Source organism: Acidovorax sp. GW458-11-26-14-TSB4, assembly GCF_059423865.1.
Genome location: NZ_JBWKYR010000008.1, coordinates 163,381 through 179,320 on the forward strand (window position 1 = coordinate 163,381; position 15,940 = coordinate 179,320).

Here is a 15,940-nt window from a genome sequence, read left to right on the forward strand (position 1 = left end):
AATGGCTGACAGGCGGGGACTTGCGGGCTCGCAAGAATGGGTCTATTGCTTCAGGAGTAGCCCATGCGCATCACCCCGCTTCCCAAAGCCGAAGTCGACAAGGCCGAACGCAAGGTCGACAGCATCCTCGAAGACCTCGAGGAAGAAACCAATTCCGAGGTCAAGGACATCGACCTGGAGGATGTCGTCGAGACCGATCCCGCCACGGGCCAGCCCGACGTGCACAAGACGGTGGACATCACCGTGCAGCCGAAACCCCAACGCAAGTGGCTCAAGTAGGCGGCGACACCATGAAAAAACCCGCCGCTGCCGAACAGACCGCCAAGAAGCAAAAGCGCATCCAGGCCGAGCAGGATGCCAAAGACGCCTCTAACAAAAAGAAGTCCGCCGCCAAGAAGAAGGCCGTGGCCCCGGGCCCTGGCCGGGCCGAGCCGGCCACGCCCTTGCCCGCCCAGCCGCTGGCCAAGCCGGGCATCGAGGCGCGCATGGCGCTTCCGCCGCGCTTTGAGGCGCCCCACTACCGGGGCAGCGGCAAGCTCGAAGGCCTGTCGGCGCTCATCACGGGCGGCGACTCGGGCATCGGCCGGGCGGTGGCCGTGCTGTTTGCCCGCGAAGGCGCCGACGTGGCCATCGCCTACCTCAACGAGCACGAGGATGCCCGGCGCACCTGCGAGCTGGTGCAGGCCGAGGGCCGGCGCTGCATCGCCATCTCGGGCGACGTGAAAAGCGCACGCTTTTGCGCCAGCGCAGTGAAGCGCACCGTCAAGGCCTTCGGCAAGCTCAATCTGCTGGTGAACAATGCGGCCTTCCAGGAGCATGCCAGCGCGCTGGAAGACCTGAGCGAAGAGCGCTTCGACGAGACCTTCCGGACCAATATCTACGGCTACTTCCACATGGCCAAGGCGGCGCTGCCGCACCTCGGGCGGGGTGACGCCATCATCAACACCGGCTCGGTTACCGGCCTGCGCGGCAGCAAGGAGCTGCTGGATTACTCTGCCACCAAGGGCGCCATCCACGCCTTCACCAAGGCCCTGGCGCACAACCTGGCCGAACGGGGCATCCGCGTGAACGCCGTGGCCCCCGGCCCGGTATGGACGCCGCTCAACCCGGCCGACAAGACCCCTGGGGACATCGCCCAGTTCGGCGCCAGCACGCACCTGGGGCGGCCTGCGCAACCCGAGGAGATATCGCCGGCCTATGTGTTCCTGGCCGCGCCGTGCTGTTCAAGCTACATCACCGGCATCGTGCTGCCCATCACAGGCAATGCGGGTGACGGAGGCTGATGCAGGCTGCGCTCAGTTGCGGATGCTTGCGAACTCCACGACCCGCCTGAACTTCTGGATTTCTGCCTGAAGGAAGGGCGCGAAATCGGTCCCTTCCATCATGGTCAGGCCCACGGCTTCCAGCGTCTTTCGCAGTTCGGGGTTCCGGAGCAATTGCTGCAGGTTCTCGCGCAGCCTGGTGGTGGTGGCGGGCGGCAGCTTGCCAGGGCCCAGCAGACCGAACCACACCCCCGCATCCACCCCCTTGAAGCGTGCATTCTCCGCCAGGGCCGGGATCTGGGGCGCCGCCGCAGAGCGCTCCAGCTTCGTCACTCCAATGGCCTTGAGCTTACCGTCCTTGATGTGGGGCAGGGCGCTGGAAAGCACCATCACCGCGAATTCCACGTCGCCGCTGTCCAGGTTGGCGAGCATGGCGCCGGCGCCGCGCGAGGGCACATGCGCCATGCGCACCCCGGACTGCTGCCGGATGGTCTCACCCGCCAGGTGCAGCGGCGTGCCCATGCCCGACGAGGCGTAGCGCATGGCGTCGGGGGATTGCGCAGTGGCGAGCAGGAACTCCTCGATGCTGGCCACAGGCGTCTTCTTGCTGGCCACGAGAACCAGGGGCTGGCTGCCGATGAGGCCGATGGGGGTGGAGTCCTTGAGCGGGTTGTAGCCGTCGCGCCGGCGGCTCACCAGGTGGTTGATGCCCACCTCTGCCGGCGAGCCCAGCAGCAGGGTGTGCCCGTCCGGGTCGGCCAGGGCTACCCGGGCCGCGGCCAGGGCGCCGCTGGTGCCGGGAATGTTCTCCACCTTCACCGGCTGGCCGAGCCGGCGCGACAGGCCGGGTGCAATGGCCCGCGCCACCAGGTCCACGCTGCCGCCTGCGGGGTAGCCCACCACCAGGGTGATGGCCTTCCACGGATAGTCCTGCGCCCAGGCGGCCATGCTGGACAGGGCCAGCACATGCACTGAAACAACGGTACGGACCGTCTTCAAAATCATCGTGTCCATGGGGCATCCTTGAGAGGTGATTTGGATTAACCCATGGTTACATCCGGCGCGAGGCATAGCGTGCCTCTTCGGCACCAGTTGGTGCCGAATGGGATTCTAAGGGCCGCGCAGGCGACTGTGCCACAACCCACCTATGCCGCGCGCTTGACCAGCACCGGCTCGGCCCGGTAGCGTGCGGCGAACAGCCGCTTGAGATGCGCGACCTTGGGCAGGTCGTTGATCACGATATAGGGGTGGCGCGGGTTCTCGGTCAGGAAATCCTGGTGGTAGGCCTCGGCGGGAAAGAAGCTGGGGTTGCTCTCCACGCGCGTCACGATGAGCCTGGGGTAAACCTTGAGCGCATCGAGCTGGGCAATGTAGGCGCGAGCCACCTTGTCCTGCTCGGGGCTGGCCGCGAAGATGGCCGAGCGGTACTGCGGGCCCGTGTCCGGCCCCTGGCGGTTGAGTTGGGTCGGGTCGTGCACCACCGAAAAGAAGATCTGCAGCAGGGCGCCGTAGCTCACCTGCGCGGGGTCGTAGCTCACTTCCACCGACTCGGCATGGGCCGTGCGCCCGCTGCTCACCTGGTTGTAGCTGGCCGTGGCGGCTGAGCCGCCGCTGTAGCCCGACACGGCCTTCTGCACCCCCTTGACATGCTGGAACACCCCCTGCACGCCCCAGAAGCAGCCGCCGGCGAAGATGGCCTTCTCCAGCCTGGCGCTCCCCGCAGGCACATCCTGCGCGGGCGGCGGGATCACCACGGCGTCTTCGGCCGAGTAGGCCAAATCCTGGAAGAGCAGGGCGCCGCTGGCCAGCGTGGCGCCGCCGGCGAGAAACTGCAGCAGGCTGCGCCGGCGGGGAGAGGACGGGGTCGTTGTCATGGTGAAGGCCTTGGTGGGAAGGTGGAGGGAGTGTGGTGCGCAGATGCGCGGCGTGGCTCAGCCAAACGTAAAGGCATAGGCGTCGACAGGGGCATCCAGGAACTCGATGCTGAAGGTGCGCTCGCGGATGTCCCCGCTCTGGCGCACCAACTGGTACAGGCGCTGCCCGGTCACCGTGCCCGTGCCATCGGCGGCCACGTCCAGGCCGTGGGCAGTGCCAGGGGGCTGGCCATCGACCGTGACCTTGAAGCGCACCGGCTTGCCGCCCGCGCCCGGCCCCAGCACCATGTGCACGTCGCGAGCCTGGAAGCGGTAGACGATGCGGCCGCTGCCGCCGGAGAGCGTGGCGCGCTCGGCACCCACCGTCCACTGGCCGGCCAGGCCCCAGGCATTGAGCGCCGGGTTCGACGGGGCGGTGTAGGTGGCCGCGCGGTCGCGCACCGCAGGCTCGGCCGAGGCGAAATTCTCGGCCCGTTCATAGCCCAGGTAGGTCTCGTGCGAGCGCACCGCCTTCATGTCGGCCGGCTGGTGCACGCCCGAGGCGGCCACCCGGGCCAGCCCGTTCTGTACCGGGGCGGCCGTGCCAGCCTCGCGCAGCAGTTGCTGGATGGCGCGCTCCGACTCGGCATAGCTGCCCTCGCCGAAATGGTGGTAGCGCATGCGGCCCTGTGCGTCGATCAGGTAGTGCGCGGGCCAGTAGCGGTTCTGGAAGGCACGCCAGATGGCGTAGTTGTTGTCGATGGCCACCGGGTAGGTGATGCCCAGGTCGCGCACGGCCTTGCCCACGTTGGCGGCATCGCGCTCGAAGGCGAACTCGGGCGCGTGCACGCCCACCACCACCAGGCCCTGGTCCTTGTACTTCTCGGCCCAGGCCTTGACATAGGGCATGGCGCGCAGGCAGTTGATGCACGAATAGGTCCAGAAGTCCACCAGCACCACCTTGCCGCGCAGGCCGGCAGTGGTGAGGGGCGGCGAGTTGAGCCACTGCACGGCCCCGTCGAGCGAGGGCACCTCGCCCTGGTCCGCAAGCCGCTCGGTACCGCCGTGCCCCGCAGAACCGGCCGCCATCATCATCATCGACGGGTTGCCGCTCATCGCCATGGCCCCGCCCTGGGGCTGGCCGCCGAGCCGGTCCACCAGGGCCTGCTCGATGCCGCCGGTGGATGCTGTGGAAAGCCGGGCCAGCACGCCCGTGTCCAGCCCCAGCGCGATCGCGGCGACGCCGGCCAGCATGGCAGCCCCCAGGCCGCGGCGCACCCACTCGCCCACGCCCAGCGAGCGCTTGAGCGCGGAGAACACCCGCCCGCCCAGCAACAGGGCGGCGGCCATCGAAGTGGCCGCACCGGCGGCATAGGCCAGCAGCAGCAGGCTGGTGCCCACGCTGGCGCCCTGCAACGCGGCTCCTGTCAGGATCAGGCCCAGCACCGGCCCGGCGCAGGGTGCCCACAACAGGCCGGTGGCCACACCCAGCAGCAGCGAGGCACCGGGGCGCGGCCTGCCATCGCCCTGCGCCGTCTGCGACAGGCGGTCACCAGCGGCGACCAGGGGGCGCGCCATGCGCTCGGCAAGGCCGGGCCACAGCAGCGCCAAACCGAACACCGCCACCAGCACCAGTGCGGCCCAGCGGCCGTACTGGTTGGCGGCCACCACCCAGCCGCCGCCCACGGCAGCGAGCGTGGCCACGGCCGCAAAGGTCAGCGCCATGCCTGCCAGCAGCGGCAGGCCGCTGCGCACGAAGGGCTGGCTGGCGCGCGAGAATACAAAGGGCAGCACGGGCAGGATGCAGGGGCTGAGGATGGTGAGCACCCCGCCCAGGTAGGCCAGAAGGATGAGCAGCATGGCAGGTCTCTCCTCAGGCCGCGCCGGGCGTGAACTGGAGCGACAGGCCGTTCATGCAGTAGCGCAGGCCGGTGGGCTGGGGCCCGTCGTTGAACACATGGCCCAGGTGGCCGCCGCAGCGGCGGCAGTGCACCTCCGTGCGTGCCATGCCGAAGGTCCGGTCCGTGCGGGTGGCCACGGCCTTGTCCAGCGGCTTCCAGAAGCTGGGCCAGCCGGTGCCGCTGTCGAACTTGGTGCTGGACGAGAACAGTGGCAGCGCACAGCCCGCGCAGGCGAAGGTGCCGGGGCGGTGCTCCTTGTTGAGCGGGCTGCTGCCCGGGCGCTCGGTGCTCTCCTGGCGCAGCACCGCGTACTGCTGGGGCGTGAGTTTGGCGCGCCACTGGGCATCGGTGAGGGTGAATTCGAAGACTTCGCTGCCGCCGGCGGCGGCCGGGGCCTGGCGGTGCGAGAACACGGCAGCCAGGGCCAAGGCGCTGGCGCTGCCGGTGAACAGGAGTTGGCGGCGGGTGGTGGGCATGGTGTCCTCGGTCGGTAGGGATGGCACGGAGCTTAGGTTCGCTCCCATCGCGAAGTCCTCACGCAAACTTCAAAAAATCGTGATAACTCGGCACGCGGCGATTGCGCACAATGCAGGCCATCCCTTGCTCACCTGCTTTTTCCATGTCCATACCTCCCTCCAAACGCGTCCTGCTTGTCGAAGACGATGCCCACATCGCCGACCTGCTGACCATGCACCTGCGTGACGAAGGCCTGCAGGTCGTGCACTGCGCGCGGGGTGACGACGGCCTGGAGCAGCTCACGCGCGGTGGTGACTGGGACGCGCTGGTGCTGGACCTGATGCTGCCCGGCGTGGATGGCCTGGAAATCTGCCGCCGCGCCCGCGCCATGCAGCGCTACGTGCCCATCATCATCATCAGCGCCCGTGCCAGCGAGGTGCATCGCATCCTGGGCCTGGAAGTCGGTGCCGACGACTACCTGCCCAAGCCGTTCTCGGTGCTGGAACTGGTGGCCCGCGTGCGGGCCCTGCTGCGCCGGGCCGAGGCCATGGCGCAGAACGCGCGCCAGGAGGCGGGCAGTCTGTCGGTGGCCGGCCTGGCCATGGACCCGGTGGCGCGCGAGGCCCGCCTGGCCGGCCAGCGGCTGGACCTCACGCCGCGCGAGTTCGACCTGCTGTACTTCTTCGCGCGCCAGCCGGGCAAGGTGTTCTCGCGCATGGACCTGCTCAATGCCGTCTGGGGCTACCAGCACGAGGGCTACGAGCACACGGTCAACACCCACATCAACCGCCTGCGCGCCAAGATCGAGGCCGACCCGGCCCAGCCCGCGCGCATCCTCACCGTCTGGGGCCGGGGCTACAAATTCGCTGGGGAGGCACCATGAAGCTCACCCTGACCCAGCGGCTGTCGCTGGTGTTCGCCGTGCTGCTGCTGGTGTGCAGCGGCACCTCGGCCTGGATGCAGGTGCGCTCCAACCGCATGCACGAGCTCGAGGTGGTGCAAGGCCTTTCGCGCGACCTGGCCGCCAGCATCGCCCGCGACGCCCAGCTCACCGATGCCGACGGCCTCATGCCCGGCGCGGTACGCAGGCTGTTCAACCAGCTCATGGTGGTCAACCCCAGCGTGGAGGTCTATCTGCTCGGGCCCGATGGCGCCATTGCCGGCCATGCCGCACCCGAAGGCCGGCTGCGCCGCGACCGGGTGGACCTGGCCCCCGTGCGCCGCCTTATCGAAGGGGCGCCGCTGCCCATCCTGGGGGACGACCCGCGCAGCCAGGACGGGCGCAAGGTCTTCAGCGCCGCGCCGCTGCGCGTGCATGGACGCGATGTGGGCTTCATCTACGTGGTGCTCTTGGGCGAGGCGCACGACGCGGTGGCCGCGCAGGGCTCCACCAACGCCGTGCTCACCACGGCGCTGTGGTCCATCGCCATGGTGGCGCTGCTGTGCCTGGCGGCCGGGCTCACGGCCTTCACGCTCATCACCCGGCCGCTGCGCCGCCTGACCGAGACCGTGCGCGGCTTCGACATGAGCGGCGCACCGGTGCCCCTGCCCGCGCCTGCGCTGCAGGAGCCGGTACCGCCGGGCAGCCGCGACGAGATCGCGGTGCTGGATGGCGCCTACCGCCAGATGGTGGCGCGCATCGGCGAGCAATGGCAGGCCCTGAGCCGCCAGGACCAGGAGCGGCGCGAGCTGATCGCCAACGTCTCGCACGACCTGCGCACGCCGCTGTCCTCGCTGCACGGCTACCTGGAGACCCTGCTGGTGAAGGACGCCACCCTGCAGCCGGCCGAACGCCAGCGCTACTTGGGCATCGCGCTGGACCAGAGCCGCAAGGTAGGCGCGCTGGCGCAGAGCCTGTTCGAGCTGGCACGGCTCGAATACGGCTTTGTCCAGCCGGAGGCCGAACCCTTTGCCATGGCCGACTTGGTGCAGGATGTGTTCCAGAAATTCGAGCTGATGGCCCAGGAGCGCCAGGTGGCGCTGCAGGCGGACATCGCGCCGCAACTGCCGCCCGTGCATGCCGACCTGGGCCTTATCGAGCGGGTGCTGACGAACCTGCTGGACAACGCTTTGCGCCATACCCCGTCCGGTGGCTCCGTGACGGTGGGGCTGGCGCACGAGGGCGATGCCCTGGCCGTGCTGGTGCAGGACACCGGGCCCGGCATTGCGCCAGAGCTGCGCGAAGGGCTGTTCGAGCGGCCGTTTGCCGTGGGCGGAGCGCGGCGCGGCGGCGGCCTGGGGCTGCGCATTGCGCACCGCATTCTGGCGCTGCATGGCAGCCGCATCGCGCTGCTGGAAACTCCGGAGACCGGGGCTGCGTTCCGGTTCACCTTGCCCTGGGCACGTGGCGGCGCATCCGACGGGCCTGCCGACCGCTGAGGGGGCATGCCGCCAGCGGGGCTAAGAGTTTTCACCTAGGCGCCCCTGTAGGACAACCTCACCATGGCGGCACCCCTGCAATTTTGTGCTACCCCTTTGCCGGTATCGGGTGTAAGAATGGGTTGTCCTGGCATAACAGGATCGGCGGGGAGGACCATTGTTGCGCTCGAGCTTCGAATCGAAGGTTCTGGCTGCTTTCATTGCGGCCGCTGCGGTGGTGGCCGGCGTCACGGCGATGGGATGGAAGCTGGCCGATGACGCCGAGGAGGCGACGCGATGGGTGGCCCACACCCACCAGGTGCTGGGCAATGTGGCCCACATCCGAGCCAACACCCTGCAGATCGAGCTGAGCACGCAGACCTTCCGCATCACCGGAGACACTGCGCACCTCACCGAGCGCGATGCTGCGGCCGAGGCCCGCGAGGCCATGCTGTCGCAACTGCGCCAGCTCACCGCCGACAACCCTTTGCAGCAGGAGCGCTGGACCCTGCTGCGCCAGATGGTGGACGAGCGGCTGGCCATTTCCCGGCGGGTGGAAATGCTGCGCAAGACCCAGGGGCCGGAGGCCGCCAATGCCTATGTGGCCACGGCCCCGCTGCAGAAGACGCGCGATCGCATCCACGAACTGCTGCGCGGCATGGAATTCGAGGAAGCCTCGCTGCTGCGCGAGCGCACCGAAGCGCAACTGCGCATCCGCCGCCTGCTGCTGACTGCCAATGGCGCAGCGGTGCTGGTGCTGGCAGGACTGCTGGCGGGGGCCTATGCGCTGATCACGCGCCAGTTGCGCGAGACCCGCCAGGCCCAGCGCGCACTGGCCGACAGCGAGGAAGGCCTGGCCACCACCATGCAGTCCATCGGCGACGCCGTGCTGGCCACCGACACCGAAGGCCGCGTGACCCGCATGAACCCGGTGGCCGAGCAACTGACCGGCTGGACCTTCGAGATGGCGCGCGGCCTGCCCATCGACGTGGTGTTCCGCATCATCAACGAGATCACCCGCGAGCCGGCCGTGGTGCCCGTCGCCCAGGTGCTGGCCACCGGCGTGGTCCATGAACTGGCCAACCACACGACCCTGATCGCGCGCGACGGCACCGAGTGCCCGATTGCCGACAGTGCAGCCCCCATACGCACCAGCGCTGGCGAGGTGACGGGGGTGGTGCTGGTGTTCCGCGACGAGAGCCTGGCCCGCCAGGCCCAGCGCCTGATCGTGGACGCCAATGCGCAGCTGGAGCAGCGGGTGCAGGAGCGCACGGCGCAGCTGCGCGCCAGCGAAGACCAGCTCTACAGCGTGATCAACAGCGTACCGACGGTGCTGGCCTACGTCAACGCCGAACAGCGCTACGTCTACGTCAACGCGCACCACAAATCGCTGTACGCCCCGGACCGCGACGAGGTGGCCGGGCACACGGTGCGGGAGATCATCGGCGAGGAGCGCTACGCCCATGCGCGACCGATGATCGAGCGGGTTCTGCAGGGCGAGCGCCAGAGCTATGACTGGCAGCCCTTTCCCGGCATGTGGCAGGCCATCGACTGCATACCCAAGTACGACGACGAAGGTCGCGTGCAGGGCTACTATGTGCTGGGTTCCGACATCACGGTGCGCAAGCACGCCGAGGACAAGGTGCTGGCGCTCAACGCCTCCCTGGAGGACCACGTGCTGCGGCTGGAACACACCACCCGGGCCCTGAAGACGCTGAGCGCCGGCAACCGCACCATGCTGCGTGCCGTGGATGAGCAGGGCCTGCTGTCCAGCATGTGCGAGGCCATCGTCACGGCGGGCGGCTACGCCATGGCCGTGGTGTGGTGCCGCGCCGCGAATGGCGAGGGCCGGCTGGTGCCGGTGGCCGAGAGCGAGGCCCCCGGGGCCCCGCCCTGGCTGCGCACGCTGAATGCCCGCTGGGAGGGCGGCGACGCAGCCCAGGGCCTGCCCGGTGACGCACTGCGTTCCGGGCTGGCCTGCGTGGGCCGGGGAGGGGAGCCATCCGGGCCGGATGGCCCCGTCTGGCTGGCAGGCATGCCTGCCGCAGCCTCGGTGCTCGCGTGCCCGCTGCGGGTGGAGGGCACGGTGGTCGGTGTCCTGGCAATCTACAGCAGCCGCCCGAAGATCTTCGAGTCCGACGAGATCACCTTCCTCGTCGAGTCGGCCGATGACCTGGCCTATGGCGTGGCCACGCTGCGCCAGCGCAGCGAGCAGGCCCGGGTGCAGGAGGCGATGCAGCAGATGCGCCGCTACGACAGCCTTACGGGTCTGCCCAACGAGGCGCACTTCACCGAGATCCTGGTGGCCGCCATCGCGGCCGGCCGGCAGTCCGGCCAGCACTTCGCGGTGCTGCAGGCCAATGTGGAGCGGCTCAGCGAGATCAACGATGCACTGGGGTTCTGCCATGGCGACCAGATCCTGCAGGAGGTCGGGGCCCGCCTGGTCAATGCCGTGCCAGCTTCGGCCACGGTGGGAAGACTGCGCGGCGACGAGTTCGCCATTTTGCTGCCGCAGTGCGATGCCGTTTCCGCGGTGGCCATGGTGCGGGCCGTGGATGCGGCGCTGGCCCAGCCGTTTCCCATCGCCGGCATTGCGATGGAAGTCTCGGTCACGGCCGGGGTCGCCCTGTTCCCCCTGCATGGCGAAACCCCCCACGACCTCTACCGGCACATGGACACGGCCGTGCACCAGGCCAAGAAGGCCGGGCTCGGGCACGTGGTGTTCGACCCGGCGCAGAGCCACCACCGCAACCAGGCGCAGCATCTGCAGATGGCCGGCGAACTGCGGCTTGCCATCGAAAACGGTGACCTGTCGCTCTACCTGCAGCCCAAGATCGAGATGGCCACGGGCCGGGTGTGCGGTGCCGAGGGCCTGGTGCGCTGGCGCCATGCGGCGCGCGGCATGCTGATGCCGGGCGAATTCATCGGACTGGCTGAACACACGGGCTTGATCAAGCCGCTGACCGAATGGGTGATCGAGGCGGGCCTCAAGCTCAACCACGGCTGGGCCGCCCGGGGCGCGGCGCTGCCGATTGCCGTGAACCTGTCCGCGCGCAACCTGCGCGACGAATCGCTGCTGCACACCATCCGCCAGTTGCAGGCCACCTGGCCCGTGGCGCCCGGACTGCTGGAACTGGAGATCACGGAAACCACCGTCATGGAAGAGCCCGAGCGTGCCCTGCGCGTGCTGCAGGCATTGCGCGACCTGGGCATCGCGCTGTACATCGACGACTTCGGCACCGGCTATTCATCGCTCAGTTACCTGCAGCAGCTGCCGGTGGAGTGCATCAAGATCGACCAGTCCTTCGTCAGCGAGATGTCGGTGAGCAAGGCCTCGGCCGTGATCGTGCGCTCCACCATCGACCTGGCGCATGACCTGGGCCGCAAGGTGGTGGCCGAGGGCATCGAGTCACAGGCGCACTGGGACCTGCTGGCGGCCCTGGGCTGCGATATCGGACAGGGCTACTTCCTGGCGCGGCCCATGCCGGCAGAGGAACTGCCGGGGTGGATCGCGGGCTTTGTCGCGCCCAGGGCGGGCGTGCAGCCCGACAACAGCGTCGTGATCTGAAAGGCCACTCCCCAGGCAATCGCCGCGCTGTAGCCCGCGTCCTACAACTTGTTGCGGCGCACAAGAAGCGCCGCGGGAACCCTTCAAAAATAGCATGGAGCCACGGTCACACCGGGCACGGGCCCCCTGACCGCACACTTTACGTGCCAGTGGCGGGTCTGCAGATACCTTGCAGCACGCGCCCACCCACCCTGGAGGGCCCCGGCCATGACATCCCACCCATCGGAGTTTCCGCACGGCCTGGAGGCCGCCCACAATGCGCTGGCCCTGCGGCGCCCCGAAGCCCAGGAAACCGTCATGCCCTTCACCCGGGGCCTGCGTGGCCACGCCAGCACGCATGAGCAGGTCACCCGCGAGGAGCTGGTGCGCAGGCTCGCCGACATCAAGGGCTGCGCCTACAGCATCGACGAACTGCCGCAGCCCATATGGCAGGGCCGCACCTACCTGGTGCCCAGCGATACGCTGGTCGGCCTGGCCACCGCGCATGCCCTCGGGGTGCATGGGCAGGATGATTTGTTCGGCGGTGTCGTGCCGCACGCCTTCGTGGCCACCAAGGCCATCACCCATCCCCTGGTGTCTTTCGAGGCCAATGCGCCAGAAGGCTGGAATCCCGACTTCTCGCGGCTGGTCAAGCGCTCGGTGCTGCCCGGCTATGCGGCTTTTTCGCGTGCCGACGCGCTGCGCGCTGGCGAGGCGCTCTTTGCCTTGGGGCCGCTGCGCGTCAAGCCAGTAGGCGAGACGGGCGGGCGGGGGCAGACGGTGGTTGCCACCATGCAGGCCCTGGAAACCTGCCTGACCGCGCTGGGCGACAGCCTGCTGGAGCGGGCCGGGGTGGTGCTGGAGCACAACCTGACCGAGGTGGAAACGCTGAGCATCGGCCAGGTGCGGGTGGCCGGCCTGCAGGCCTCGTACTATGGACTGCAGCGCCTGACCCCCGACAACAACGGCGCCCTGGTCTACGGCGGCTCCGACCTCACGGTGGTGCGGGGCGACTTCAATGCGCTGCTGGCCTGCACACCCTCGGGCCCGCTGCACGATGCCGTGACCCAGGCACTGGCCTATGACGAGGCGGTGCGCACCTGCTACCCGGGTTTCTTCGCATCGCGCATCAACTACGACGTGGCCCAAGGGCTGAACGCGGCAGGCCAATGGTGTTCGGGCGTGCTCGAGCAGTCCTGGCGTGTGGGCGGGGCCAGCGGTGCCGAGGTGGCGGCCCTGGAGGCGTTCCACCAGGATCCGCGCCTGCGCCGGGTGCGCGCCAGCTGCGTCGAAAAATTCGGTGCCCCCCAGCCCATACCGGTTGGGGCCACCCTGTACTACCAGGGGGTCGATCCCGAGGCCGGGCCGCTGACCAAGTACACCACGCTGGAGATCCATGACCACACGGCATAGAGCCATCCGCATTCCCGTGGGCGACCGCAGCATCGCCGGCACCCTGGTCGCACCCGACGTGCTGGTGCCTGGCGTGATGCTGGTGCACGGCTGGGATGGCAGCCAGCAGCAGTACATCCAGCGCGCCCACCAGATCGCCGCCATGGGCTGCATCTGCCTGACCTTCGACCTGCGCGGCCATGCCAACGACCGGGCCGAGCGCGAGACCGTGACCCGGGAGGACAGCCTGAACGACATGCTGGCCGCCTACGACCTGCTGGTAGGCCACCCGGCGGTGGACCCTGCCTCGGTGCTGGTGGTCGGCACCAGCTACGGCGCCTACCTGGCGGCCGTGCTCAGTGCCTTGCGCCCCGTGCGCTGGATGGCACTGCGCGCGCCCGCGCTGTACAAGGACGAGGACTGGATGGTCTCCAAGATCAAGCTCAACCGCCAGGAAGTCGCCGCCTACCGCAAGAGCAGCCGCATCGAGCCGCAGAGCAACCGCGCGCTGGCGGCCAGCGCCCAATTCGAAGGCGACGTGCTGTTGGTGGAGTCCGAGCACGACGACGTGGTGCCGCATCCGGTGCTGGAGAACTACCGTGCGGCCTTCCTGCACACGCAGTCCATGACCTACCGGGTGATCAGCGATGCCGACCACGCACTGACCCGGGCCGAGTGGAAGGATGCCTACACCAGCATCCTCGTCAATTGGGTGCAGGAAATGCTCAACGGTGCCCGCAAGAAGGCAAGGGGGTAGGCAGGCTTTCCATCCCCAATGAGAGCGATGATGGCGCAGACACCGTCGCTGGCCGCCTGAGGCCTGCCCGAAGGCACGGTGGATGCCGCCCAGAGCCGCATGCGCCATGCGCTGCAAGCGCATCGGGGTGACCTCGGCAAGGTACCTGATGCATTCAGCGCGGCCCGGTACAGCGCTGGCGGCAACGCCGCCGCCCATGCCAACCTGTGGCCGCATACCCTGGACTGCCCTGCAAGAGAGGCCTGAGGAATATCGGCCTGCACAGTGGTCATATTGCCGGATGGATTCGGTAACCGAATATAGATGGTATTTACGATGTGAATTGCATTGCGGAGCAGGGATGGCCTGGCACACGGCGATTGTCCTACAGCCAATAATCAATGCAAGGTTCACCATGGGTGCATTGATAAATCGCCCATAGGTGCATTCATTGCCGGTTTCGGCAAGCGCAACCCCAATGCTCCAGGCTGCGCAGGCATCTGCGGATATTCCAGGGCGAGTTCCTGAAAACCAGGATATTTACGGAGCCTACCTTGACGAGGTACCTTATGTCCCGTTCCAAATCCGCTGTATCTTCCCTGCTCGATGCCTCGGTCGTTGGTGAGGAGGATCCCGGCGCATCCCTCGAAATCCTGCGCAACGCAGCACTTCAACACAACCAATCAAAGAGGAAAGCCCCGGCAGACTCGCCACGCCCGAGCCAGGAAACCAATCCCTACCTCACGATTAACTGCTCCAACAATGGCCGGTGCTTCACGATCCAGGTTCAGTGGCAGCAGCCGCAGGCGCGGGAGTTCACCGACCTGCTGGGCCTGGTGATCGCGGAACACGCGGTGATTTCCGACGTGGCCTGGGCGCACCACAAGCAGACGGGGCAGGACCCCGTGCAGCTGGAGATCAGTGCCACCGCCAGCGGCAAAGCCGCTGTGCAGGTCAAGGCTGCGGCGGTACACGGCGGCAGCCCGGCTACAGCGCCCAAGCGCAAGGTGCTGCATGAGCCCTTCCTTGCCGCGAATGACCATGTGCCCTATGGCACAACACGGCAGCGGATGTACCGCTGAGGCAGCGTAACCCAGTGTTCAGGCTCCTGCAGGCGACAGCGCCGACTCGGCCTCCGAGCGCAGCCAGCGCACGAAATCCTGGGCATCGGGGTTGGCGGCACCCCGCAGGCTGGGTACCACGTAGTAGCCCCGCTGGGACGCCGCACAGCTGCCGAAGGGCGTGACCAGCCGGCCGCTGGCCACCAGTTCCGCCAGCAACGGCAGGCGGCCGATCACCACCCCCTGGCCCTGTATGGCCGCCGCCACCGCATCGGCGTACTGCGTGAAGCGCACCGTGTTCTTCATGCGCACTTCGGACACGCCCATCAGGCGCGCCCAGGGGTCCCATTCCCCCGTGAGCGGCATGTTGGCATGCGGGTCCACCGCGAGCAGGGTATGGCGCACCAGGTCCCCCGGCTGCAGCAGCGGGTTGGCCGGGTTGCGGGCCAGGCCCGGCGAGCACATGGGAACCACCCACTCCTCGAACAGGGGCTTGCCCTGGCCATCCTTGGTGGGGCAAAAGCGCACCCCCAGGTCCAGCTGGCTGCGGTCCAGGTCCAGCAGTTCCAGGGTGGCCGAGATGCGCACATCCACGTCGGGATGCCGCTCGGTGAAGCGCGCCAGCCGCGGAATCAGCCACAGCGAGGCAAAACCCGGCGTGCAGGTCAGCGCCACCTGGCGCGGCACCGGCACCGCGCGCACCCGGGCGGTGGCGTCGCGCAGGCGCTCCAGGGCGTCGACTGCGGCCCGCTGCATGATGGTGCCGGCCTCGGTCAGCACCAGGGCGCGGTGCCGGCGCTCGAAGAGCGCCACCCCCAGCCAGGCTTCCATCTGCTGGATCTGGCGGCTCACGGCCGACTGGGTGAGAAAGATCTCCTGCGCAGCCAGGGTGAAGCTCAGGTGGCGTGCCGAGGCCTCGAAGCTGCGCAGCAGGTCCAGCGGTGGCAGCTCCTCCCGCCCGATGGCCGCAGAAGCCGCTTTCACATTCTGAATTGGCATGCCAAGAATTCCAAATGACCGTTTGAGCAAAAGGGACCGGCTCACTATATTCATTCCATCAGCGAATGGATAGGAGCGTTTACCATGATGATCGAACTCGCACACCGCGGCCTGCACCAGATGCCTGATGCGGCCGGTCAGCGCATTCAGTGCCAGAGCGGCACCGTCTGGATCACGCTGGACCACGACACCCGGGATATCGTGCTGGAGCAGGGCGAGAGCTTTTCCAGCCCAGAGCACAAGAGGGCCCTGGTGTACGCCCTGGCACCAGCGCGCCTGCTCATAGAGCCGCCAACGGGAGACAAGCCGGCCGCGCGCACAACGACCTCCCTGCGCCGCGCGCTCCGTGGTACAGGCGCGCCGGTCGCCGCCTGA

The 15,940-nt window shown here is 68.3% G+C and carries 14 protein-coding genes; 9 read left to right on the forward strand and 5 right to left on the reverse strand.

The features are described from left to right. Window positions 1-63 precede the first annotated feature (63 nt). Entirely contained in the window at window positions 64-279 is a 216-nt protein-coding gene (locus AC07X5_RS18120) for a hypothetical protein (RefSeq protein WP_494771283.1), read from the forward strand. An 11-nt stretch (window positions 280-290) separates the two neighbouring features. Beyond that, window positions 291-1,283 (forward strand): SDR family oxidoreductase, encoded by a 993-nt coding sequence (locus tag AC07X5_RS18125; RefSeq protein ID WP_494771284.1) that lies wholly within the window; start codon window positions 291-293, stop codon window positions 1,281-1,283. Window positions 1,284-1,295: 12 nt separating this feature from the next. On the opposite strand, the gene AC07X5_RS18130 is transcribed toward AC07X5_RS18125, so the two are convergent. The 4 genes from AC07X5_RS18130 to msrB all read right to left on the reverse strand — a co-directional run bounded on the left by AC07X5_RS18130 (window position 1,296) and on the right by msrB (window position 5,492). Further along, entirely contained in the window at window positions 1,296-2,276 is a 981-nt protein-coding gene (locus tag AC07X5_RS18130) for a Bug family tripartite tricarboxylate transporter substrate binding protein (protein ID WP_494771285.1), read from the reverse strand. A gap of 131 nt (window positions 2,277-2,407) precedes the next feature. Beyond that, entirely contained in the window at window positions 2,408-3,136 is a 729-nt protein-coding gene (msrA, locus tag AC07X5_RS18135; RefSeq protein ID WP_494771286.1) for a peptide-methionine (S)-S-oxide reductase MsrA, read from the reverse strand. A gap of 57 nt (window positions 3,137-3,193) precedes the next feature. Then, window positions 3,194-4,975 (reverse strand): cytochrome c biogenesis protein DipZ, encoded by a 1,782-nt coding sequence (locus AC07X5_RS18140; protein ID WP_494771287.1) that lies wholly within the window; start codon window positions 4,973-4,975, stop codon window positions 3,194-3,196. A 13-nt stretch (window positions 4,976-4,988) separates the two neighbouring features. Next, window positions 4,989-5,492, reverse strand: a complete 504-nt coding sequence (msrB, locus tag AC07X5_RS18145) for a peptide-methionine (R)-S-oxide reductase MsrB (protein WP_409956574.1) — start codon at window positions 5,490-5,492, stop codon at window positions 4,989-4,991. 143 nt (window positions 5,493-5,635) lie between these two features. On the opposite strand from msrB, the gene AC07X5_RS18150 reads away from it, so the two are divergent. From AC07X5_RS18150 to AC07X5_RS18175, 6 genes are all read left to right on the forward strand, one after another. Further along, window positions 5,636-6,355, forward strand: coding sequence for a response regulator transcription factor (locus AC07X5_RS18150; RefSeq protein ID WP_409956576.1), 720 nt, complete (start codon window positions 5,636-5,638; stop codon window positions 6,353-6,355). Beyond that, window positions 6,352-7,851, forward strand: a complete 1,500-nt coding sequence (locus tag AC07X5_RS18155; protein ID WP_494771288.1) for a sensor histidine kinase — start codon at window positions 6,352-6,354, stop codon at window positions 7,849-7,851. The genes AC07X5_RS18150 and AC07X5_RS18155 overlap by 4 nt, the downstream gene beginning before the upstream one ends. 160 nt (window positions 7,852-8,011) lie before the next feature. Next, window positions 8,012-11,398, forward strand: a complete 3,387-nt coding sequence (locus AC07X5_RS18160) for an EAL domain-containing protein (protein WP_494771289.1) — start codon at window positions 8,012-8,014, stop codon at window positions 11,396-11,398. 207 nt (window positions 11,399-11,605) lie between these two features. Further along, complete coding sequence (locus AC07X5_RS18165) at window positions 11,606-12,790, forward strand: DUF3182 family protein (RefSeq protein WP_494771290.1); 1,185 nt, start codon at window positions 11,606-11,608, stop codon at window positions 12,788-12,790. After that, on the forward strand, window positions 12,774-13,526 hold the full coding sequence (locus AC07X5_RS18170) for an alpha/beta hydrolase family protein (RefSeq protein ID WP_494771291.1): 753 nt from the start codon (window positions 12,774-12,776) through the stop codon (window positions 13,524-13,526). The genes AC07X5_RS18165 and AC07X5_RS18170 overlap by 17 nt, the downstream gene beginning before the upstream one ends. Before the next feature lie 548 nt (window positions 13,527-14,074). Continuing rightward, window positions 14,075-14,587: a hypothetical protein gene (locus tag AC07X5_RS18175; RefSeq protein WP_409956586.1), complete on the forward strand. Its 513-nt coding sequence runs from the start codon at window positions 14,075-14,077 to the stop codon at window positions 14,585-14,587. An 18-nt stretch (window positions 14,588-14,605) separates the two neighbouring features. Here AC07X5_RS18175 and AC07X5_RS18180 read toward each other — a convergent pair whose 3' ends face one another. Then, window positions 14,606-15,565, reverse strand: a complete 960-nt coding sequence (locus tag AC07X5_RS18180) for a LysR substrate-binding domain-containing protein (protein ID WP_494771292.1) — start codon at window positions 15,563-15,565, stop codon at window positions 14,606-14,608. Window positions 15,566-15,649: 84 nt separating this feature from the next. Here AC07X5_RS18180 and AC07X5_RS18185 point away from each other — a divergent pair, with 84 nt between their 5' ends. Then, a complete protein-coding gene (locus tag AC07X5_RS18185; protein ID WP_494771293.1) occupies window positions 15,650-15,940 on the forward strand; it encodes a DUF2917 domain-containing protein in 291 nt (96 codons plus the stop codon).

Coding starts and splice junctions, on each gene's coding strand:
- AC07X5_RS18130 (WP_494771285.1), bottom strand. CDS start 2,276: ATGGACACGATGATTTTGAAGACGGTCCGTACCGTTGTTTCAGTGCAT.
- msrA (WP_494771286.1), bottom strand. CDS start 3,136: ATGACAACGACCCCGTCCTCTCCCCGCCGGCGCAGCCTGCTGCAGTTT.
- msrB (WP_409956574.1), bottom strand. CDS start 5,492: ATGCCCACCACCCGCCGCCAACTCCTGTTCACCGGCAGCGCCAGCGCC.
- AC07X5_RS18165 (WP_494771290.1), top strand. CDS start 11,606: ATGACATCCCACCCATCGGAGTTTCCGCACGGCCTGGAGGCCGCCCAC.
- AC07X5_RS18120 (WP_494771283.1), top strand. CDS start 64: ATGCGCATCACCCCGCTTCCCAAAGCCGAAGTCGACAAGGCCGAACGC.
- AC07X5_RS18150 (WP_409956576.1), top strand. CDS start 5,636: ATGTCCATACCTCCCTCCAAACGCGTCCTGCTTGTCGAAGACGATGCC.
- AC07X5_RS18175 (WP_409956586.1), top strand. CDS start 14,075: ATGTCCCGTTCCAAATCCGCTGTATCTTCCCTGCTCGATGCCTCGGTC.
- AC07X5_RS18155 (WP_494771288.1), top strand. CDS start 6,352: ATGAAGCTCACCCTGACCCAGCGGCTGTCGCTGGTGTTCGCCGTGCTG.
- AC07X5_RS18125 (WP_494771284.1), top strand. CDS start 291: ATGAAAAAACCCGCCGCTGCCGAACAGACCGCCAAGAAGCAAAAGCGC.
- AC07X5_RS18170 (WP_494771291.1), top strand. CDS start 12,774: ATGACCACACGGCATAGAGCCATCCGCATTCCCGTGGGCGACCGCAGC.
- AC07X5_RS18185 (WP_494771293.1), top strand. CDS start 15,650: ATGATGATCGAACTCGCACACCGCGGCCTGCACCAGATGCCTGATGCG.
- AC07X5_RS18140 (WP_494771287.1), bottom strand. CDS start 4,975: ATGCTGCTCATCCTTCTGGCCTACCTGGGCGGGGTGCTCACCATCCTC.
- AC07X5_RS18180 (WP_494771292.1), bottom strand. CDS start 15,565: ATGCCAATTCAGAATGTGAAAGCGGCTTCTGCGGCCATCGGGCGGGAG.